At 68.9% G+C, this 21,386-nt stretch carries 19 protein-coding genes; 9 read left to right on the top strand and 10 right to left on the bottom strand.

Annotated elements, in window-relative coordinates:
- Nucleotides 1-196: 196 nt before the first annotated feature.
- The 6 genes from ACZ1JS_RS00255 to ACZ1JS_RS00230 form a co-directional block, all read right to left on the bottom strand.
- Nucleotides 197-859, bottom strand: coding sequence for a GntR family transcriptional regulator (locus tag ACZ1JS_RS00255; RefSeq protein ID WP_465167191.1), 663 nt, complete (start codon nt 857-859; stop codon nt 197-199).
- A gap of 76 nt (nt 860-935) precedes the next feature.
- Nucleotides 936-2,159: an NAD(P)/FAD-dependent oxidoreductase gene (locus tag ACZ1JS_RS00250; RefSeq protein ID WP_465167190.1), complete on the bottom strand. Its 1,224-nt coding sequence runs from the start codon at nt 2,157-2,159 to the stop codon at nt 936-938.
- Nucleotides 2,156-3,571 (bottom strand): amino acid permease, encoded by a 1,416-nt coding sequence (locus ACZ1JS_RS00245; RefSeq protein ID WP_465167189.1) that lies wholly within the window; start codon nt 3,569-3,571, stop codon nt 2,156-2,158. Before ACZ1JS_RS00245 ends, ACZ1JS_RS00250 begins: the two co-directional genes overlap by 4 nt.
- 26 nt (nt 3,572-3,597) lie before the next feature.
- Nucleotides 3,598-4,593 (bottom strand): 4-hydroxyproline epimerase, encoded by a 996-nt coding sequence (locus tag ACZ1JS_RS00240; protein ID WP_465167188.1) that lies wholly within the window; start codon nt 4,591-4,593, stop codon nt 3,598-3,600.
- Complete coding sequence (locus ACZ1JS_RS00235) at nt 4,593-5,528, bottom strand: dihydrodipicolinate synthase family protein (protein ID WP_465167187.1); 936 nt, start codon at nt 5,526-5,528, stop codon at nt 4,593-4,595. Before ACZ1JS_RS00235 ends, ACZ1JS_RS00240 begins: the two co-directional genes overlap by 1 nt.
- A gap of 251 nt (nt 5,529-5,779) precedes the next feature.
- Nucleotides 5,780-6,526: an arylesterase gene (locus ACZ1JS_RS00230; protein WP_465167186.1), complete on the bottom strand. Its 747-nt coding sequence runs from the start codon at nt 6,524-6,526 to the stop codon at nt 5,780-5,782.
- A gap of 15 nt (nt 6,527-6,541) precedes the next feature.
- Between ACZ1JS_RS00230 and ACZ1JS_RS00225 the strand changes: the two genes are divergently transcribed.
- A complete protein-coding gene (locus ACZ1JS_RS00225) occupies nt 6,542-7,237 on the top strand; it encodes an ABC transporter ATP-binding protein (protein WP_056455720.1) in 696 nt (231 codons plus the stop codon).
- A gap of 154 nt (nt 7,238-7,391) precedes the next feature.
- Entirely contained in the window at nt 7,392-9,884 is a 2,493-nt protein-coding gene (locus tag ACZ1JS_RS00220; RefSeq protein WP_465167185.1) for an ABC transporter permease, read from the top strand.
- 117 nt (nt 9,885-10,001) lie between these two features.
- Here the strand turns inward: ACZ1JS_RS00220 and ACZ1JS_RS00215 are convergent, their stop codons facing one another.
- Nucleotides 10,002-11,426, bottom strand: a complete 1,425-nt coding sequence (locus ACZ1JS_RS00215; RefSeq protein WP_465167184.1) for a DEAD/DEAH box helicase — start codon at nt 11,424-11,426, stop codon at nt 10,002-10,004.
- 266 nt (nt 11,427-11,692) lie between these two features.
- Here ACZ1JS_RS00215 and ACZ1JS_RS00210 point away from each other — a divergent pair, with 266 nt between their 5' ends.
- Both ACZ1JS_RS00210 and ACZ1JS_RS00205 read left to right on the top strand, forming a co-directional pair.
- Complete coding sequence (locus tag ACZ1JS_RS00210) at nt 11,693-12,814, top strand: histidine kinase dimerization/phosphoacceptor domain -containing protein (protein ID WP_465167183.1); 1,122 nt, start codon at nt 11,693-11,695, stop codon at nt 12,812-12,814.
- Nucleotides 12,804-13,220, top strand: a complete 417-nt coding sequence (locus tag ACZ1JS_RS00205; protein WP_465167182.1) for a response regulator — start codon at nt 12,804-12,806, stop codon at nt 13,218-13,220. The genes ACZ1JS_RS00210 and ACZ1JS_RS00205 overlap by 11 nt, the downstream gene beginning before the upstream one ends.
- On the opposite strand, the gene recF is transcribed toward ACZ1JS_RS00205, so the two are convergent.
- The gene (gene recF, locus ACZ1JS_RS00200; protein WP_465167181.1) at nt 13,202-14,275 is read right to left on the bottom strand and encodes a DNA replication/repair protein RecF; all 1,074 of its coding nucleotides are present in this window, start codon (nt 14,273-14,275) and stop codon (nt 13,202-13,204) included. The two genes, ACZ1JS_RS00205 and recF, sit on opposite strands and share 19 nt — an antisense overlap.
- Before the next feature lie 125 nt (nt 14,276-14,400).
- On the opposite strand from recF, the gene ACZ1JS_RS00195 reads away from it, so the two are divergent.
- The gene (locus tag ACZ1JS_RS00195) at nt 14,401-14,742 is read left to right on the top strand and encodes a hypothetical protein (protein ID WP_440491886.1); all 342 of its coding nucleotides are present in this window, start codon (nt 14,401-14,403) and stop codon (nt 14,740-14,742) included.
- An 87-nt stretch (nt 14,743-14,829) separates the two neighbouring features.
- On the opposite strand, the gene ACZ1JS_RS00190 is transcribed toward ACZ1JS_RS00195, so the two are convergent.
- A complete protein-coding gene (locus tag ACZ1JS_RS00190) occupies nt 14,830-15,579 on the bottom strand; it encodes a Coq4 family protein (RefSeq protein ID WP_465167180.1) in 750 nt (249 codons plus the stop codon).
- A 58-nt stretch (nt 15,580-15,637) separates the two neighbouring features.
- Nucleotides 15,638-15,874: a hypothetical protein gene (locus tag ACZ1JS_RS00185; RefSeq protein WP_465167179.1), complete on the bottom strand. Its 237-nt coding sequence runs from the start codon at nt 15,872-15,874 to the stop codon at nt 15,638-15,640.
- Nucleotides 15,875-15,970: 96 nt separating this feature from the next.
- On the opposite strand from ACZ1JS_RS00185, the gene ACZ1JS_RS00180 reads away from it, so the two are divergent.
- The 4 genes from ACZ1JS_RS00180 to recQ all read left to right on the top strand — a co-directional run bounded on the left by ACZ1JS_RS00180 (nt 15,971) and on the right by recQ (nt 21,369).
- Nucleotides 15,971-17,788, top strand: a complete 1,818-nt coding sequence (locus ACZ1JS_RS00180) for an ABCB family ABC transporter ATP-binding protein/permease (protein ID WP_465167178.1) — start codon at nt 15,971-15,973, stop codon at nt 17,786-17,788.
- A gap of 66 nt (nt 17,789-17,854) precedes the next feature.
- Nucleotides 17,855-18,787, top strand: coding sequence for an alpha/beta fold hydrolase (locus ACZ1JS_RS00175; protein ID WP_465167177.1), 933 nt, complete (start codon nt 17,855-17,857; stop codon nt 18,785-18,787).
- Complete coding sequence (locus ACZ1JS_RS00170; protein ID WP_465167176.1) at nt 18,784-19,566, top strand: class I SAM-dependent methyltransferase; 783 nt, start codon at nt 18,784-18,786, stop codon at nt 19,564-19,566. The genes ACZ1JS_RS00175 and ACZ1JS_RS00170 overlap by 4 nt, the downstream gene beginning before the upstream one ends.
- 39 nt (nt 19,567-19,605) lie before the next feature.
- Entirely contained in the window at nt 19,606-21,369 is a 1,764-nt protein-coding gene (gene recQ / locus ACZ1JS_RS00165; RefSeq protein WP_465167175.1) for a DNA helicase RecQ, read from the top strand.
- Nucleotides 21,370-21,386: the final 17 nt, after the last annotated feature.

The raw sequence follows: 21,386 nt of genomic DNA, 5'->3' as shown, positions 1-21,386 counted from the left end.
GTCGCATCGTCACCCCCCGTTGTTATCGGGGGAAGAATACACATCAGAAGCGATTCATCAAATATATTATACGATGTACGCGTATGATAATTGCGGTGATGCGGCGATGGCTATGCTTTCGATGCAGACGTTGCGCATTTTGGCTTTGGTTCGGTCGTGCCGAGGGGGCGTGCACATGCAGGCCGGCAGCGGCGGTTCAGATCGTCGGCGCGTCCGGCTGGAACTGGCCGCGCAGGTCGAGGACCGTCTGTTCGATATGCGCATACATCGCATCGCGCACGGCGGCGGCATCGCGCGCCAGCCAGCGGTCGAGCAGATGGGCATGTTCGTCGTTCGCGCGCTGGTCGCGGCCCAGCGGTTCGAGATGCTTGCGCACGTAACGCTCGCCCAGCACGTGCAGCCGCTCCAGCATCGTCGTCGTGATCGGCTGGCGCGACGGGCGCAGCAGCGCGAGGTGGAAGGCGCGGTTGAACGCACCGACCCCGTCGCCATGCGCGTTGGTCACCGCGTCGAGCCGGGCCAGCGTCCGCGTCGCCGTCTCGCGCTCGTCGTCGGTCGCGCGCGTCGCCGCCAACGCCGCTACCTCGGGTTCCAGGCGGAGGCGAAGCGCATAGACTTCCTCCGCCTCGGCGATCGTCAGTTCGCGGACGAAATAGCCGTGGTTGGCGCGCGAGCGCAGCAGCCCTTCCTGCTCGAGCCGGGTCAGCGCCTCGCGCAGCGGGATCTTGCTGACCCCCAGCTCGGCGGCCAGCGCATCCTGGCGAATCGCGCGGTCCTGTTCGACCGTACCGGCGAGGATGCGGTCGCGGACCAGATCGACGAGCTGGTCGGACAGGTTGCGGATGATGATGCCGGTCATGCGATGCGCCTTTCCCGGTCGGAAAATGCCGGGTGCGGATCCTTAGCTTGGAGGCAGCGGGCCACGCAATCGCGCCTCATGCGAAGCGCCCCAGATCGAACGGGGTCAGGTCGACCGCCGGTGTCTCACCCTGCAACAGCGCCGCCAGCGCCTCGCCCGTCGTCGCCGACAGCGTCAGGCCGAGATGCTGGTGGCCAAAGGCATAGGCGACCGCCCCCTGCCGCCCGATCGCAGGCAGATAGTCCGGCAGCGTCGGGCGCGCGCCCATCCATGGTTCGACCGGTTCGCGAAGCGGCAGGCCGAGGCCGGCGACATGGTCGCGCAACCGCGCCCATTTCCGCTGGTCGGGCGGGGTATCGATGCGGGCGAATTCGACGATGCTCGCCGCGCGCAACCGGTCGGCGAAGCGGGTGACGATCATCGAGCGATCCTCGAACACCACCGGGGGCAGGTCGGCCGGCCAGTCGCCGGGATCGCCCTCGACATGATAGCCGCGCTCGGCGATCAGCGGCGCCTTCATACCCAGCGGCGCGACCAGCGCGGCCGAGGCGGCGCCGGCGGCGATCACCGCGACATCGGCGGCATGGGTCGTACCGTCGTCCAACGTCACCTGCCCGTCGCGCGCCACCGCGCGCACCCGGCCATGAACGAACCTTCCGCCCTGCCCCGCGAACCGGGCGGTCAGCGCCTTGCCCAGCGCGGTCGGGTCGGTGATCTGGCCGCTGCCCTCGAACCGCACCGCACCGGCGACGGGCACGCGGGTCAGCGTCGCCAGCTGCGCCAGTTCCCCCGCCGTCGCGTCACGCACGCTGGCGGTGCCGGTGTCGGCCGCCATCCACGCCGCCCGGCCGCGCGCGGCGGTCGCGGGCGTCTCCCACACCACGAAATGCCCGTCGACGCGCAGCAGGTCGGGCGCGCCCGCTTCCGCCAGCACCCGTCGCCATGCCGGGATCGCCGTGGCGAGCAAGGCCGACAGCGCCGCCTTGCCGCGCCGGAACCGCGCCGGCCGCGCCGCCGCCAGCATCCGCAGCGCAAAGGGCAGCCATGCACCGATCGCGGCCAGCGGCAGCGCCAACGCGCCGCCCCGCGAAAACAACCGCTGCGGCACGCTGCGGATCGTCGCCAGCGACGCGAGCGGCTCGACCTGTTCGACCGCGATATGCCCGGCATTGCCCCATGACGCGCCACGCCACGGCGCATCGGGGGCGACGATCGTCACCTGTGTGCCGCGCCGCTGCAACGCCAGCGCGACGTTCAGCCCGACCACGCCATCCCCGATAACGATGGCTCGCTCGATCATCCGCGCGTTCGCACCAGGCTGCGTGTGCGACCATAAGCGAGGTAGAACAGCACGCCGACCACGTTCCACAGCCCGAAGCGCACCAGCGTCTGGGTCGGCAGGCTGACCATCAGATACACGCAGCCGAGGATCGCCAGCGTCCCCACCACGAACGGCGCCGGGCAACGGAATACGCGCTTCAGTTCGGGCGCACGGCGGCGCAGCACCATCATGCACGTCGCCACCGCGATGAACGCCAGCAGCGTGCCGGCATTGGCCAGTTCGGCAATCTCGTCGAGCCGGAAGAAGCCGGCCACCGCCGCCACGAACACACCGGTCACCATCGTCACCAGCGCGGGCGAGCCCGTCCGCGCCGACACCCGGCTGAGGCCGCGCGGCAGCAACCCGTCGCGCGACATCACGAAAAAGATGCGGCTCTGCCCATACATCATCACGAGGATGACCGACGGCAGCGCGATCAGCGCCGCCAGCCCGATCGCCCATGCGGCAAAGGGATGCTGGAGCGTGCGCAGCACATAGGCCAGCGGCTCGGCCGAGCGACCGAGATCGATATAGCTGACCGCGCCGATCGCGGCGACCGCGACGCCCATATAGATGGCGGTACACGCCGCCATCGACCCGACGATCCCGATCGTCAGGTCGCGTCCCGGATTGCGCGCTTCCTCTGCCGAGGTCGCGACCGCATCGAAGCCGTAAAAGGCGAAAAATACGATCGCCGCCGCCGCCATCACCCCGCGCGTCGCCCCGCCCTGCACCTGGCTGCCAAAGCCGTACGGCATGAACGGTTCGAAATTGCCGCCGTTGAACGCCGGCAGCGCAAAGGCGACGAACACCGCCAGCGCGACCATCTTGATCGCGACCAGCACGATGTTGAACGTCGCGCTCTCGCGCGTCCCCGCGACCAGCATGCCGGCAATGCCCAGCGCCACCAGCACCGCCGGCAGGTTCACGATTCCCCCGCCGTGCGGCCCCGACAACAGCATCGCCGGCAGTTGCAAGCCCGCACTCTGCAGCCACCCGACCAGATAGGCCGACCAGCCGACCGCGACCGTCGAACAGGCGAGCGAATATTCGAGGATCAGGCTCCACCCGACGATCCACGCGATGCCTTCGCCGATCACCGAATAGCTGTAGGTGTATGCGCTGCCCGCGGTCGGGATCAGCGTCGCCATCTCGGCATAGGCGAGCGCGGCGCAGGCGCACACCGCCCCCGCGATCGCGAAGGACAGGATCACCGCCGGCCCCGCGCGGTCCGCACCGACCCCGGTCAGCGTATAGATGCCGGTCCCGACGATCGCGCCGATGCCGAGCGCGATCAGATGCGGCCAGCTGAGCGTCTTGCGCAGTTTGCGATCCGGCTCCGCATCGCCTGCGTCGAGGGGCTTTAGCGGCCCCCATATCCCTTGTGCCAAGGCCCGCTCCCCCTATCTGTCCCGCGTCACACCACCGTGAAGCCGGCGAAGAACGGGTCCTCGCGATCGATCCAGATCGTGTTGAAACCCGTCGCGATCGCCGATCCCTCGATCGACGGTACGATCGCCGGCTGGTCGCCGATCATCGTCTCCGCCTCGACCCGCCCGACGAAGCGGCTGCCGATATAGCTTTCATGCACGAAGCGGTCGCCGACCTGCAACCGTCCGGTCGCCGCCAGATGCGCCAGCCGTGCCGAGGTGCCGGTCCCGCACGGGCTGCGGTCGATCGCGCGCTCGCCATAGAAGACCGCGTTGCGCCCGTCTGCGCCCTCGCCCTTCGGCTGGTCGGCCCATAGCACATGGCTGACGCCGCGGATCGTCGGTTCCGCCGGATGGACCGGTTCATAGACCGCGCGGACCATGTCGCGGATCGTCCGGCTCAACTCGACGATCCGCGCCGCGCCCAGATCGTCGAGCCCGGCATAGGCCCCCTGCGGTTCGACGATCGCATAATAATTGCCGCCATAGGCGACGTCGATCGACAGCGGCCCGAAGCCCGGCACGTCGATCTCCAGCCCTTGGCGGGCCAGATAGGCGGGCACGTTGCGAATCTTCACCGATCGGACGCGGTTGTCCTCCGCCACATAATCGATGTCGATCACCCCGGCCGGCACCTCGACGCGCAACCGTCCCGGCGCGCGCGGGGTGATCAGCCCGTTCTCCAGCCCGAAAGTGATCATCCCGATCGTGCCATGCCCGCACATTGGCAGGCAGCCCGACGTCTCGATGAACAGGATCGCCGCATCCGCATCGCCGCACGGCGGGTACAGGAACCCGCCCGACATCATGTCGTGCCCGCGCGGCTCGAAGCACAGTCCGGTGCGGATCCAGTCGAAGCGCGCCAGGAAATCCTGCCGCCGCTCCGCCATGCTGGCGCCCCGCAACAGCGGCGCGCCCCCGGCCACGAGGCGGACCGGATTGCCCGCCGTGTGGCCGTCGATGCAGAAGAAGGTGTGGCGCATCAGGCGGCGAGAGCCGCCTTGAGCACCGGCCGCGTCGCCGCGCACTTTTCGACCATCGCGATCACTTCGGCCCGGCGCGCGCCTTCGAGCGGCAGGCGCGGCAGGCGGACGCGCTCCGACCCGCGCCCCATGATCTCCTCGGCCAGCTTGATCGACTGGACCAGATCATGTTCGGCATCGAGGTGGAGCAGCGGCATGAACCAGCGATAGATGCGTCGCGCCTCTTCCCAGTCGCCGCGGTCGACCGCCGCGATCAGCGCGACCGATTCCTGCGGGAAGGCGCTGGTCAGGCCGGATACCCAGCCGCTCGCCCCCAGCAACATGCCCTCCAGCGCGACATCGTCCAGCCCCGCCATTACGATATAACGGTCGCCGAAGCGGTTGATGACGTCGGTAAAGCGGCGCGGATCGGGCGCGCTTTCCTTGACCGCGACGATGTTCTTCACCGGCTCGAGCAGTTCGAGCGTCGCGAAGTCGACCGACACGCGGTACGCGGGCGGATTATTGTAGAGCATGATCGGCAGCCCGGTCGCTTCCGCCACGGTGCGGAAATGCGTCGCCAGTTCGTTGGGCGTGGGCACATAGACCATCGCCGGCAGCAGCATCAGCGCGTCGACGCCGATCGCCTCGACCTCCTTCGCGAACGCCGCCGCCCGGCGCGTCGTGAATTCGGACACGCCGCATACCAGCGGCACGCGCCCGCCGACCGCCTCGACCCCGGCGCGCAGCACGGCGTGCTTTTCCTCGACATCGAGCGAATTATTCTCGCCACAGGTGCCGAGCAGGATCAGCCCGTCGACACCGTCCTCGACCAGCGCTACCAATCCACGCTGCGTCGCGTCGATATCGACCGAACCATCCGCCGCGAACTGCGTCGTCGCTGCGGGATAGACGCCCGTCCACATGCTCGAACCAGAAACCACATCTTCCTCCATGATCGCGACGCATCGTATACGATATTAGCAGGAGGCTGACAAGAGGAAGAGGATCCTCGGATCAGGTCGAGACCTTTGCGAGAGTCCGCTTCATCGTATCCCCGCGAAGGCGGGGATCCAGGGCCGCACTCGCAAAGCTTTGTTTTGCCTGGATCTGGACCCCCGCCTTCGCGGGGGCACGGAAGCGTTCCGGGGTGGGCGGAGGACTTTCAAAGGGGCCTTGATCAAGTAAAGGGCTAGCGCATCACCCCTCACCCCGCCGGATCGATCGCCCGCAACCGCCCGGCGACCACCGGCCCCAGCCGGGCCACGATCCGGTCGACGCCCTGCGCATTCGGATGGATGCCATCGGGCAGCATCAACGCCCGGTTGCCGATCACCCCGGCCAGGATGAACGGATCGAGCGTCGCATCATAGCGCTTGGCCATGTCGGGCCAGATGCGGTTGAACGCCGCGGCATAGTCCGGCCCCAGATTGGGCGGCACCATCATGCCGGTCAGCACCACCGGAATGCCGCGCTTCTGCAATGTGTCGAGCATCGCGGTGAAGTTCGCCCGCGTCTCGGCCGGCGGAATCTGCCGCAACAGATCGTTGCCGCCCAGCCCCAGCAGGACGAGGTCCGGTTTCCGGTCGAGCTTGTCGAGCGTATAGGCCAGCCGCTGCCGCCCCGCCGCGCTGGTATCGCCCGAAATCCCGGCATTCACGACCCGCGCGTTGATCCCGTCCGCGCGCAACGCATCCTGCAAATCGTCGGGCAGGCTGTCGCCGCGCGCGAGGCCGTACCCGGCGTACAGGCTGTCCCCGAATGCCAGCACCAGCCGTTCCGGCCCCGCCACCGGCGCCTGCGAAGCGACCGGCGCGGGCGTCGCGTCGGCGGCGACATTCACCGGCGTCGCGTCATTGGCTTCCGACAAATCGGGCTGGTTGCATCCCGACAGCAGCAACGCGCCTTGGAGAATGGCGAATGCGCCCGCATATGTGGGTCCCTGCTTCGTCACTGGCGAAAACACTCCATGCAATCCGTTTCGAACGATATGGTCATCGACGCGCGCGGTGTCACCCTGACGCTCGGCGAAGGCGACGCCGCGACCCGCATCCTGCACGGCATCGACCTTGCCGTCCCCGCCGGGACCAGCGTCGCGCTGCTCGGCGCATCGGGATCTGGGAAATCGTCGCTGATGGCGGTGCTGTCCGGGTTGGAGCGCGCCAGCGGCGGACAGGTCCATGTCGCCGGCGCCGACTTCGGCGCGATGGGCGAGGACGATCTGGCCCGCGCGCGGCGCGGCCGGATCGGCATCGTGCTACAGGCGTTCCACCTGCTGCCGACGATGACCGCGCTCGAAAACGTCGCGGTACCGATGGAACTGGCCGGGGTCGCCGACGCCTTTGCGCGGGCCGAGGCCGAACTGGCATCGGTCGGCCTCGGCCATCGCCTTCACCATTATCCGACGCAATTGTCGGGCGGCGAGCAACAGCGCGTCGCCATCGCCCGCGCGCTGGCCGGACGCCCGGCCTTGGTCTTCGCCGACGAACCGACCGGCAATCTCGACCGCGCGACCGGCCATGCGATCATGGACCTGCTGTTCGAACGCCGCGCCGCCACCCAGGCGACATTGCTGGTCATCACCCACGATCCCGCACTCGCCGAACGCTGCGACCGGGTGGTCGAACTCGCTGACGGTCGCATCGCACGGGACACGGGGCGATGAGTCGACCGCTGCAAAATGCGCTCAACCGCACCCCCGCGCAGGCGGGGGTCCAGGGCGGCACACGCAACCGGCGGTGCTGCTTGGCCCTGGCCCCCCGCCTGCGCGGGGGCACGATCGTGCATTCGCCTGAAACCGCAACCCATCGAGCCATCGCATGACCGAATGGCGTCTCGCATGGCGCTTCGCCCGCCGCGAACTCGATGCCCGCTTCCGGGGCCTCCGGCTGTTGCTGGTCTGCCTGATCCTCGGCGTCGGCGCGCTGGCCGCGATCGGCAGCCTCACCCAGTCGATCACCGCCGAGCTATCCGCCCGTGGCCGCAGCCTGCTCGGCGGCGATCTCGAACTCTCGGTATCGCAGCGGACCGCCAGCGATGCCGAGCGGCGGTCGATGGAGAAACTGGGCCGCGTGTCCGAAACGCTGCGCATGCAGTCGATGGGTGTCAACTTCGGCGGGGAAACCGCGCCGATCGAGCTGAAGGCGGTCGACCGCGCCTATCCGCTCTACGGCACGCTGACCCTGCAAACCGGCACCGCCCGCCCGCTGTCCCCTACCGAAACCTATGTCGGCCCCGCACTGGTCGAACGGCTGAAACTGCGCGTCGGCGGTCCGGTCCGCTTCGGCACCGCGCGCTTCACCGTCGCCGGGATCATCGCCGACGAACCCGACCGGCTGAGCGAAGGTTTTACTTTAGGTGCAGTGGCTTTGGTCTCGCTGGAGGGGTTGCAGCGCACCGCCCTGATCGCGCCCGGCAGCCTCTATGAAAGCAAATACCGCATCGCCAGCCGCTATGATCCGGCGACCGCGATCAAGGCGTTTACCGACCGCTATCCGGCGCAGGGCTGGGACAGCCGCACCCGCGACCGCGCCTCGCCCGGCGCCGAACGCTTCCTGACGCGCATGGGCGAATTTCTGGTGCTGGTCGGCCTCACCGCCCTGGTCATCGCGGGCATCGGCGTCGGCAACGGCGTGTCGTCCTACCTCGCCACCCGCCGGTCGAGCATTGCGACCCTCAAGGTGCTGGGGGCAACCTCCGGCCTGATCGCACGCGTCTATCTGCTTCAGATCATGGCGGTTTCGGCGATCGGCATCGCCATCGGCCTCGCGATCGGCGTAGCCGCCGTGCCGCTGATCGTCGCGGTCGCGGGCGACGTCCTGCCGGTCGCGCCGCGGTTCGCGATCCAGCCCCTGCCGCTGCTACAGGCCGCCGCCTATGGCCTGCTGATCGCGCTCGCCTTCGCCGCCCCGCCATTGTTGGCGGCAGGCGCAGTCCCCGCCGCCGGGCTGTTGCGTGGCGTCCATGACCCTCGCAAACCACCCCGCTGGAAGGCTGCGATCTGGATGGGCGCGGCGTTCGCGGGCATCGTCGCGCTGGTCCTGATCACCAGCGAACGCCCTTGGTTCGGCGCGGCCTTTCTGGCAGCCGCTGCCGGACTTCTCCTTATATTATCGATACTTGGCTGGTCTATCCGCTGGGCCGCCGCGCGGCTGCCCCGCCCCCGCCGCCCCCTGTTGCGCCTCGCGGTCAGCGCGCTCCACCGCCCCGGCGCGCGGACCGGCGCACTGGTCGTGGCGCTTGGCCTCGGCCTGACCCTGTTCGTCCTGCTGGCGACGATCCGCACCAGCCTCGATGCCAACATCGCACGGACCGTCCCTGCCCGCGCGCCCGCCTTGTTCGCGCTCGACGTGCCCCCGGCGCAGGAATCGTCGTTCCGTGCAACTATCGTCAACTTCCAGCCCGACGCCGATATCCAGACCGTCCCCCTGATGCGCGGCACGATCACCGCCTATGGCACCACCCGCGTCGCCGACCTGAAGACGATCCCCGAAGGCGCATGGGCGCTGCGCGGCGAACGCGGCCTGACCTTCGCCCGCACCCTGCCGCCCGGCAGCGAACTGGTCGCGGGTCGCTGGTGGCCTGCTAACTATGCCGGCAAACCACTGGTATCGGTCGACGAACGCATGGGCGACGCGCTGAAGCTGAAGCTTGGCGATCCGCTGACGATCAGCGTCGCCGGACAGGAACGCACCGCGACCATCGCCTCGTTCCGCAAGATCGAATGGGACAATATGGGCTTTAATTTCGTGATGGTGTTCAGCCCCAACGCCCTGTCCGACGTTCCGCACAACCTTGCCGCGACGATCACCATGCCGCCCGGCCGCGAACGCGCCATCCTGCGTGCGCTGTCGGCGCGTTTCCCCTCGACCTCGGTCGTCGAAGTGCGCGAGGTGATCGGGCAAGTCCGCGATATCGTGTCGCAAATGGCCACCGCCATCGCGGCGGCAGCGGGCATCGCCATCCTCGCCGGCATCGCCGTGCTGATCGGCGCGATCGCGGCCGCGCGCGAGACGCGGACCTATGATTCGGTGATCCTGAAGACGCTCGGCGCGACCCGTGGTCAGATTCTGGCGGCACAGGCGCTCGAATATCTGCTGCTCGCCGCGATCCTCGCTGCGCTGGCGGCGGTGATCGGGATAGCGGGCGGCTGGTATGTCGTGGTCGAACTGTTCGCGTTCGACTGGCTGCCCGACTATCGCGCGATCGGCCTGACGCTCGCGACCGGGGTCGGGGTCACCGTCGGCATCGGCCTGCTCGGCGCCCTGCCGATCCTGAGCGCGAGACCGGCAAGGGCGTTGCGCGAACTGTAAATCCTCCCCGGCATGGGGAGGGGGAGCGCAGCATACGAAACCGTAGCGTTCGCGGACATCCCCCTCCACCAGCCTGCGGCTGGTCCCCCTCCCCGTGCCGGGGAGGATTTGGGAGCGTTACGCCGTCGCGCGCGGAGCGCCGCCGCGACCGCGACCGCCGCGACCGCGTCCGCCGCCACCCGAACGACCGCCGCCACCGGCGCCGGCTTCACGCTGCGGCGGACGGCCACCGCCCTGCCCTTCGCCGCGCTGCGACTGACCGCCGCGCGCCGGACCGCCACGACCCTGCGCGGGTTTGGCGCCATGGGCATGGGTCGCACGTGGACGCGCCGGACCGCGCTCGCTCGGGCTACGCTCGGGCCGGTCGGGCGCATAGGGCGCGCGGCTCGCCTTGATCTGCGCGCTTTGCTGCAGGAAATCGTCGGGCAGCGGCACGACCTCGACCTTCTGCTTGGTCAGCCGCTCGATCCCCTTCAGGAACGGGCGCTCATCGTCCGCGCAGAAGCTGAACGCCACGCCCGACGCACCCGCGCGCGCGGTCCGGCCGATGCGGTGGACATATTGTTCCGACACGTTGGGCAGTTCGAAATTCACCACATGGCTGACGCCCGACACGTCGATGCCGCGCGCGGCGATGTCGGTCGCGACCAGGATCGGCACAGTGCCGTCACGGAATGCGGCCAGCGCCTTCTCACGCTGCGGCTGCGACTTGTTGCCGTGGATCGCGTTCGACGCGATGCCGTTCGCCGCCAGCAGCTTCACGACGCGGTCCGCGCCGTGCTTGGTGCGGGTGAACACCAGCGCCCGGTCGATCTTGGTATTGCGGAAGAACAGCGTCAGCAGCGTCTGCTTCTCGGTCTGCTGGACGAAGGTGACGAACTGCTCGACGCGCTCGGCGGTCGACGACACCGGCGTCACCTGCACGGTGGCCGGATCGGTCAGATACTTGTCGGCGAGTTCGCGGATATCCTTCGGCATGGTGGCCGAGAAGAACAGCGTCTGGCGCGACTTCGGCACCATCGACACGATGCGGCGCAGCGCGTGGATGAAGCCGAGGTCGAGCATCTGGTCGGCTTCGTCGAGCACGAGGATTTCGAGCTCGCCCAGCCCCAGGCACTTCTGGTCGATCAGGTCGAGCAGCCGGCCCGGCGTCGCGACGAGGATGTCGACGCCCGACGCCACGTCGCGGATGTTGCGCGCAACCGGCACGCCGCCGAACACGGTGGCGACGGTCAGCTTGCTGTGCTTGGCATAGGCGCGGGCATTGTCGGCGATCTGGCTGACCAGTTCGCGCGTCGGCGCCAGCACCAGCATCCGGCAGCGCATCGGCCGGCGACGGACATTCGCCTTCACCAGCAGATCGATCGAGGGGAGCACGAAGGCGGCGGTCTTGCCGGTGCCGGTCTGGGCGATGCCCAGCAGGTCGCGCCCTTCGAGGACCAGCGGGATCGCGTCGCGCTGGATCGGGGTGGGGGTTTCGTAATTCTTGGCGGCGAGCGCGTCGAGGATCGACTTCGACAGGCCAAGCGACTGGAAGGACATGACAGTTCCTATAAAACAGGTCCGGCATCCGTGCGGCGCACACGATGGGCGCACGGATGGCGGGGCAAAAAATTGCGACCCGCGTGACTAGGGAAGCCGGTTGAGCATCGACGCGGAGCCGAGACCATCAAGGTCCGATCACGCTGCCTGAAAAAGCGTCGCTGCACCGCGGCAGATAGGCGAGGCCGCCACGATGGTCAAGTCATGGTCCGTTTTGCCTGTTTTCGCTATGGAATCCGACCGGTGAAGGCCGTACATGCCGGGATATGAACGATCTCGCCCCGTTCGGCGCGACTCCCGGCAGTCCGCGTCCTGCCGACCCGGTCGACAACCTGCCGCGCCGCCAGTTGCGCCTGCTGGGCGAAGCGGCTGACAAGATGCTGGCCGCCGACGATCCGGCAGCGATGGTCGAGGATCTGTTTGCGCTCATTTCCGACGAATTGCGACTTGACGTCTTTTTCAACTATCGGTTCGACAGCGATGGCCTGACGCTGGTCGCCCATGCCGGATTGACCGAGGCGGAGGCGTCCGCCGGCGCGCGGCTGTCGGTCGGGCAGGCGGTTTGCGGCTTCGCAGCGCAGGAACGTCGCCCGATCCAGGCGTTCGCGGTACAGGCATCGGACGATCCGCTGACCGGCTTCGTCCGCGACCTCGGCATCGATGCCTATGCCTGTACGCCGCTGGTACATGGATCGACGCTGCTCGGCACGCTCGGTTTCGGGCGGCGCTGGACCGACCGGTTCGACGCCGACGAACTCGCCTTCCTCCACACCGTCTGCCACTATGTCGCGCTCGCCAAATACCGGCTGAAGATCGAGGCGGAACTGCGTGAGGGGATCGCGACCCGCGAACGGCTGCTCGGCGAACTCAACCACCGCGTGCGCAACGCGCTGCAGACCGCGGTCGCGGTCGTCCGGCTCGGTGCTGCCGATACCGCCGACGATACGGCGAAGGCGGCGTTGGCCGCCGCCGCCGCGCGGCTGGAAGTGCTCGCGGCCGCCCATCGCCCGCTCTACGCCGCCGATACGCCGACCTCGATCGATATCGCCGCGCTGCTCGACGCGATCACCGAACGCGGCGATGGCGATCCGATCGAGGTCACCGCGCACGGCACCGCCTGCCTGCCGATCGAACAGGCCGCCGCCGTTGCCCTGTTGGCGCATGCGATGCTCGACCCCGATCCCGACACGCTGACGCGGGTCGCGATCGATGTCGGCGGCGATGCGATGGAGATCGCGCTGATCGGACCGACGATGGGCGTGACCCGGCCGTCGGTCGACGATGGCCGGCTGGTCCGCGGCCTGTCGCGCCAGTTGCGTGCGACGCTGACGCGCAACGGTACCGACCGCCTGACCCTTTCGATCCCGGGACGTGCCCATGGCCGATAAGCTGCGGATCATGCTGGTCGAGGATGAGGCCCTCGTCGCGATGCTGGTCGAGGATGCGTTGACGCTGCACGGCCATGTCGTCACCGGCGTCGCCGATACGCAGGCGAGCGCGCTGGCGCTGGCCGATGCCGATCGACCCGATCTGGCGCTGTGCGACGTGCGGCTGGCACAGGGTGATTCGGGGCGGACCGTCGCGGTGGCGCTGGCCGCACGCGGCATCCCCTGCCTGTTCCTCAGCGGCAATTGTCCGGACGTCGCCGACCATCCGCTGATCCTCGGCTGCGTCGCCAAGCCCTTCTATACCGCCGGCCTCGGCTATGCGATCGCCGCGGCGATGGCGCGGGTGCATGGCGAGGCGCCCGAAAAGATCCCGAACGAACTGCGCTTTTACGCGCCGGTCGACTGAACCAGTCCCTGCGCGACGTGGAACCGCGTCGCATCGGCGGGAATGTCGGCGAACAGGCCCGCTTCGGTCCCGGTCAGCCATACCTGTCCCACCCCCGCCGCCCGCGCGAACAGTGCCGCGCGCCGCGCCGGGTCGAGATGCGCCGCGACCTCGTCGAGCAACAGTAGCGGCGGACGGCCGGCGCGCTCGGCGACCAGTTCGGCATGGGCCAGCACCAGTCCCAGCAACAACGCCTTCTGCTCGCCGGTCGAACAGCGCGCCGCCGCCTGCCCCCGGTCGCGGTCGGTGACGATCAGGTCGGCGCGATGCGGACCGCTGAGCGCCCGCCCCGCCGCCGCGTCGCGGGCGCGCCCGGCCGCCAGTTCGCGCGCGAACAGCGCGGCATCGCCATGCCACCCCTCCAATGCCAGCGCCGCGCGCGGAAAGTCGGTGGACGGCGTATCGGCGATCCGCGCGTCGAGCATCGCCACGCAATCCGCCCGCGCCGCGCCCAGCGCCACGCCATGTTCGACCATCTGCGCCTCCAGCGCCGACAGCCAGTCGGGATCGGGCGCGCCTTCTTCCGCCAACAGCCGGTTGCGCTGGCGCATTGCCGCGTCATAGCGTGTCGCCTGCGCGGCATGGCCGGGCAACAGCGCCAGCGTCATCCGATCGAGGAACCGCCGCCGCTCGCCCGCCGGCTCGACGAACAGCCGGTCCATTGCCGGGGTCAGCCACAGGACCGACAGCCATTCCGCCAGCACCGTCGCCGACGCGCCGGCTCCGTTCACCCGCACGATCCGCCGTTCGGGCGCATTGGCCTGCGTGCCCGTTCCCAGCCGAACGTCGCCGGTTAGCTCGGCGGCGACCCCGAACCCGCCCGCCCCGCCCTCGCGCGCCATGTCCGACAGCGCGGCGCGGCGCAGCCCGCGGCCGGGCGCCAGCAGCGACACCGCCTCCAGCACGTTGGTCTTGCCCGCGCCGTTCGGGCCGCTCAGCACGACGAAGCCCGGCCCGGGTTCGAGTGTCGCCGCCGCATGATTGCGAAAGTCGGTCAAGGTCAGGCGGGTCAGCATCTGCGACCGACCGTTACCGCCACGCCCCGCCCGACGGAACCCGCCACGGACAGGCCCATGTTATACGAACGCAACTTTCCGCGCCGCCGGGAATTGGGGTTGTCGAAATACAACAGGGATATGCCATGACCCGCTTCGCTCTCGCGGCCGCTGCCGCCTTCGCCCTCACCGCCTGCGGATCGCAGACCCCGCAGCAGCAGCAGGCCGAACAGCTGCGCGATCAGGCCGATGCCGAAGCCGACGCGATCGAGGCTGCCGCCGAGAACCAGACGGCGCAGATGAAGGTCGAAGCCGAAGGACTGCTCAACCAGGCGCAACAGGCCGGCGGTTACGATGCCGAACGACTGAAGGTCCGCGCCGATGCGATGCGCGACGAGGCCAAGCTGGTCGAGCAGCAGGCCGAAGCCCGGGCCAAGGCGGTCCGCGACGCAGGCGAGGCCAAGGCCAGCGCGGCACTGGCGAAGTAGGCGCGCCCCCTCTCGCCATTTCCCTCTCCCGGCGGAAGAGGGAGGGGCAAAGCCACGGAAGGATGAGGAAGCGGGTAAAATTCGGCCCTAAATTCCCTGCAACCCCTGTTCGCGCAGCCGCAGCTGCGCGGCATGGTATGCCACCGGTTCGGCAATGTTCAGCCGCCGCCGTGCCGCGTCGAGCGGTTCGGCCAGCAGCGCCTCATAATCCTCGGCGTGCAGCCAGCGCGCGCGGCGGCCATGGCGATATCCCTCCCACACCGCCTTTGCGAACGCCCGCTCGCCGGTCACCCGCAACGACTTGAGCGCCGCGCCCAGCCCGATCGCGGCCCAGCCCAGCCCGCCGGTCTGCGCATAGGAAAAGGCGACCAGACACGCCTCGCCCAGATGCTCCTCGGCCGTATAGCCGGTCAGTATGTGCCAGATATCATGGACGTCGCGCTCGCGCCGACCGAACCACGCGACCGGATGCGGCGCGTCCTGCCATCCCTCGCCATCGGCATAGCTGATCTCCGCCAACCCCTGTGCCGAGAAGCCCGTGCGATCGAGAAAGGCGCGGTAATGCGCACCGACGCTACCCTCGGGCAGCGCATCGATCCACGCCCGGTCGGAGAATCGCCGGGTCAGTTCGACATGGTCATAGGCGATCCGGCCACCGCCCGGTTCGGCCAGCAACCGCGCATAATTGCGATGGCTGGTATCGGCGTTCAGCGCCCTCATGATCCGGAATACCTGCACGGTATCGTTGCCATCGGCCAACAGCCGCCGCAACGCAGCCCATGCCGTGCCCCAATCGCGGCGCATCGGCTGCACCGTTTCGATCCCCTGCGTCGCCATCACCGCCTCCGTTACTTACATCACTGTAAGTATTCGTGCGCCGGTTCGGCGTCAAGCGTCAGCCGGCGTCGCGCTTCGCCCGTTGCGGGTTGCTGGCGATCTGTGCGCCGCCGCGCTCGCACGTCGCGCTGATGACCGGATAGGACAGGTCCGTGTTGCGGGCGAGCATCGTCGGCACCGCTGCCTGGCATTCCGCCACGCTCGCATAGCTGACCGGGACGGTACGTTCGCGACTGCAGGCGGCGCCATTGTCACCGCAACCGAGGATCGCCATCACATAGACCAGAGGTGCCATCGATCGTCTCCTACCGTGTGATTCAATACATTCGACAGCGGCTTGTTCCGACGAAGCGTTGCGCCCGCGCGCCCGGTTCCCCAAATGGCGCTTGCAATGCCTCCCGATACCGCAACCGCCTCCGGTCCGACCCGGCCGATGCTGGCGACCCTCCGCCGCTTCCTCCCCTATCTCTGGCCCGTCGGCGCCACGGGACTGAAGATACGCATCGTCGCCGCGCTGGCGCTGGTCGTCGCGTCGAAGGTCGTGCAGGTGCGCGGCGCGCCCTTCGCATTGCAGGGTGCGATCGACACCATGGCGGCGGGGTCGCGCGACGCGCTGTGGCTGGTGGTGGCGCTGGTCGCGGGCTATGCCGCCGCGCGCTTTGCCGGCACGCTGTTCGACAATCTGCGCAACGTCGTGTTCGAACGCGTCGGACAGGATGCGACCCGGCGGCTGGCGGCGTCGGTGTTCCGTCACCTCCATGCGCTGTCGCTGCGCTTCCACCTCGAACGGCGCACCGGTGCGGTGACCAAGGTCGTCGAACGGGGCACGAAGAGCATCGACACGATGCTGTATTTCCTGCTGTTCAACATCGCGCCGACCATCCTCGAACTGGGGCTGGTGCTGTGGATCTTCGGCTCGCGGTTCGGCAGTTGGCTGGTCGTCGGCACGGTGGCGATGGTCGTGTTCTACATCGCCTTCACCCGCTGGGTTACCGACTGGCGATCGAGCTTGCGCGAACGGATGAACGACCTCGACACCGGCGCGGTCGCGCATGCGGTGGATTCGCTCCTGAATTTCGAGACGGTCAAGTATTTCGGGGCCGAAGAGCGCGAGGCCGCGCGCTACGACCGCGCCGTCGCCAGCTATGCCGATGCGGCAGTGAAGTCCGAAAATTCGCTGGCGCTGCTCAATATCGGCCAGGCGCTGATTACCGCGTTGATGCTGGGCGGCGGCATGGCGCTGGTGGTGTTCGGCTGGGCGCGCGGCCAGTTTTCGGCCGGCGACGTGGTGCTGGTATCGACGCTGCTGACCCAGTTGTTCCGCCCGCTCGACCTGCTCGGCATGGTCTATCGCACCGTGCGGCAGGGCGTGGTCGACATGGGCGCGATGTTCGACCTGATCGACACCCCCGCCGAGGTCGTCGACGCCCCCGGTGCACCCGCCCTCGCCGTCACCAGCGGCCATGTCCGCTTCGAAGGGGTCGGCTTCGGCTATGGCGACGGTCGCACGATCCTGAACGGCATCGACCTCGACATTCCACCGGGCACGACGCTGGCCGTGGTCGGGCCGTCGGGCGCGGGCAAGTCGACGCTCGCCCGGCTGCTGTTCCGCTTCTACGATCCGACGGCAGGCCGCATCACCATCGACGGACAGGATATCGCGACCGTCGCGCAGGCGTCGCTGCGCAGCGCGATCGGTATCGTGCCGCAGGATACGGTGCTGTTCAACGACACGATCGGCTACAACATCGCCTATGGCCGCGCCGATGCCACCACCGACGATATCGCGCGCGCGGCACAGGGCGCGTCGATCGCGCCGTTCATCGCCAGCCTGCCGCAAGGCTTCGACACCCGCGTCGGCGAGCGCGGCCTGAAACTGTCGGGCGGCGAGAAACAGCGCGTCGCCATCGCCCGCACGCTGCTCAAGAACCCGCCGGTGCTGATCCTCGACGAAGCGACCAGCGCGCTCGACAGCCGGACCGAGGCCGACATCCTCGCGACGCTGGAGGCGATCGAGCGCGGGCGCACGACGATCGTCATCGCCCACCGCCTGTCGACGGTGGTCCATGCCGACCGCATCGTCGTGCTGGAGGCCGGCCGCGTCGTCGAAAGCGGATCGCACGGCGAACTGCTCCGCGCGAACGGCACCTATGCCGAAATGTGGGCGCGACAGGCGGCGGAGCGCGAGGCCGCGCTGGCGGAGGCCTAAACCGTATCCGATGGACACTCCCTGCCCCCCGCGCGTATCGGCCAGGGCAAAGCGGGAGAGCGAGCGGTGCACGACAGGCTGAAAAAGGCGGCAACGACCACGGCACTGGTCGGCGGCGGCCTCGCGCTATGGACGGCGCTCGCCGCCAGCGCCTCCGAAGCGATGGTGCCGGCGGACGGGGATTTCGTCGATGTGCCGGGCGGGCGGCTGCATTATGTCGATACCGGTGGCGACGGGCCCGTAATGGTGCTGCTGCACGGCCTGTACGGGCAACTTCGCAACTTCTCCTATGCGCTGACCGCCGAACTCGCCGATCACCGGCTGATCCTCGTCGACCGGCCCGGCTGGGGACATAGCAGCGTCGATGGCAGCCATCCGCCGGTCGAGGAACAGGCGCGCATGCTCGCCGACCTTATCGACGCGCTGGGGCTCGACCGCCCGCTGCTGGTCGGCCATTCGATGGGCGGCGCGGTCGCGCTGGCTGTGGCGCTCGACCATCCGGGCAAGGTCCGTGGGCTCGCGCTCATCGCACCGCTGACCCAGCCGATGGACCATATCCCGCCGATCTTTCGCGGCAAGGCCCCGCCCGCCCCGCTGCGCGGGCTGGCCGCATGGACATATGGCGTACCGCTCACCACCCTGACCGGCCCCGTCGTCGCCAAACATGTCTTCGCCCCCGACGCGGTGCCGATGGATTTCGGCACGCGCGGCGGCGGCCTCGTCGCGCTGCGTCCGTCCAGCTATCAGGCGGGCGCGTTCGAGATCGACGACGCCAATCGCGCGGTATCGGGCATGGCGGCACGCTACGCATCGATCGGCCTGCCGGTCGCGATCCTGTACGGCCGCGACGACCAACTGCTCGACCCGCAGCAGCAGGGCGACCGCACCGCCGCGATGATCCCCGGTGCGACCCTCACCAAAATTGCCGGCGGCCACATGATCCCGGTCACCCGCTCGGCCGAAACCGCCGACTGGCTGCGGACGGCGGCGACCGCGTGAGGGCGCTGCTGCCGGCGGTGCTGCTGCTGAGCGGTTGCACCACCGCGTACGGCGACGGCATGGGCGACATCCTGCGTGGACAGGGCATCGCCGCACGCGAACCCGACTACGACGTTCCCTATGTCCCGACCCCCGAACCGGTCGTCGATGCGATGCTGGCGATGGCGCAAGTCGGGGCGAACGATACGCTGATCGACCTTGGCGCTGGCGACGGCCGCATCACGATCGCCGCTGCCCGCCTCGGCGCGCGCGCCAGCGGCGTCGAGATCGACGCCACGCTGGTCGAGCGCGCCCGCCGCAATGCCGCGCTGTACGAGGTCGGCGACCGCGCCCGCTTCACCCGCGCCAATCTGTTCGACGTGCCGCTGCGCGATGCCAGCGTCGTGACGATGTACCTGTTGCCGCGGATCAATCTCGCGCTGCGCCCGCGCCTGCTGACCGAACTCCGCCCCGGCACGCGCATCGTCACCCATGCCTTCGACATGGGCGAATGGCGCGCCGACGCGGAGCGACTGGTCGCCGATCGCCGGGTGTATCTGTGGATCGTCCCCGCCGTCGCCGGCGGCGACTGGCGGGCCACCCTGGCCGACGGACGCGAAGTCGCGTTGCATTTCGACCAGCGGTTTCAGGACGTGACCGGTACGCTGGGTGCTGCCGCGATCACCGGCACGCTGCGCGGCACCGCGATCCGCTTCACCGCCGCCGGACGCAGCTACAGCGGCACGGTCGGCGAAGCGGCGATCACCGGCGACGACTGGCGCGCCGTCCGGGTGCCTTAACCCTCGACGCCCGAGGCCCGCATCCCTAGGTGGAGGGCAATGGTGCTCGACCCGATCCCCGTATTGCAATCGACCTTCGGCTTTCCCGACTTTCGCGGCGTCCAGCGGCAGGTGGTCGACCGCGTCCTCGCCGGGGAACGCACGCTGGCGGTGATGCCGACCGGTGCCGGTAAATCGCTGACCTATCAATTGCCCGCCCAGATGCTTCCGGGCACCTGCGTCGTCGTCTCGCCGCTGATCGCGCTGATGCATGACCAGTTGCGTGCGGCGACCGCGGTCGGCATTCGCGCCGCCACGCTGACCAGCGCCGACGACAATCGGGCCGAGACGCGCGGCCGGTTTCTGGATGGCGAGCTCGACCTGCTCTATGTCGCGCCCGAACGCGCGTCAGGCAGCGATTTCCGCGAGTTGCTCAGCCGCGGCAACCTTGCGCTGTTCGCGATCGACGAGGCGCATTGCGTCAGCGAATGGGGCCATGATTTCCGCCCCGATTATCGCCTGCTCCGCCCGTTGTTCGACCAGTTCCCCCAGGTGCCGCGTCTGGCGCTCACCGCCACCGCCGACGCGCATACCCGCGCCGACATCCTCGAACAGCTCGGCATCCCGCAGGACGGGCTGATCGTCGCCGGCTTCGACCGGCCCAATATCCGTTACCACATCACCCCGCGCGATCAGGGCACGCGCCAGATCGCCGACGTGATCGCCGCCACCCCCGGCCCCGGCATCGTCTATGTCCAGTCGCGCGCCGGGACCGAACGGCTGGCCGAGGCACTGGCGAAGACGGGGCGGCCGACACGGGTCTACCACGCCGGTCTCGACCCCGCCGTGCGCCAGCGCAACCAGCATGACTTCGTCGCATCCGAGGACATGGTGATGGTCGCCACCATCGCCTTCGGCATGGGCATCGACAAGCCCGACGTGCGTTTCGTCGCGCATGCCGGGCTGCCGAAATCGATCGAGGCCTATTATCAGGAAACCGGCCGCGCCGGCCGCGACGGCGATCCGGCGGTCGCGCACCTGTTCTGGGGTGCCGACGACTTCGCCCGCGCACGCCAGCGGATCGGCGAAGTCGAACCCGCCCGCCAGCCCGGCGAACGACAGCGACTGAACGCGCTCGGCGCGCTGGTCGAGACCGCCGGTTGCCGCCGCGCGATGCTGCTGCGCCATTTCGGCGAGTCGCCACCCGAGTTCTGCGGCAATTGCGACAATTGCCTGACCCCGCCCAATGCGGTCGACGCGACACAGGTCGCGCAGAAATATCTGTCGGCGGTATTCCGCACCGGCATGATGTTCGGCGCGACCTATATCGAACAGGTGCTGACCGGCCAGTCGACCGAGCGCAGCCTGACGAACGGCCACGAAAACCTGTCGGTGTGGAACATCGTCGATGGCGACGAGATCGCGTTGCTCAAACCGGTCGGCCGCGCACTGCAACTGCGCGATGCGCTGCGCGCCAATGACCATGGCGGGCTGGAATTCGGCCCCGCCGCGCGTGGGTTGCTGAAGGGCGGCGACACGCTGTCGCTGATCGTCCCGCCCAAGCGCGAGCGGCGGCGGCGCGGCAGCGGCACGACGCCCAACCCGACCGGCGATCCGCTGTTCGAGGCACTGCGCGCCAAGCGCCGCGAACTGGCGCAGGAGGCCGGCGTGCCGCCCTATGTCATCTTCCACGACTCCGTGCTGCGCGACATGGCCACCGACCGACCGCAGACGATCGGCGGCATGCGCCGGATCACCGGCGTCGGCGAGAAGAAGCTGCAGGCCTATGGCGACGCGTTCCTCGCGGTAATCAAACAACACTAAATCCTCCCCGGCACGGG

This window comes from Sphingomonas sp. BL-S-05 (assembly GCF_055521695.1).
Note: the sequence above shows the minus strand (reverse complement) of the source record. Positions and strands in the feature narration are given on the sequence as shown.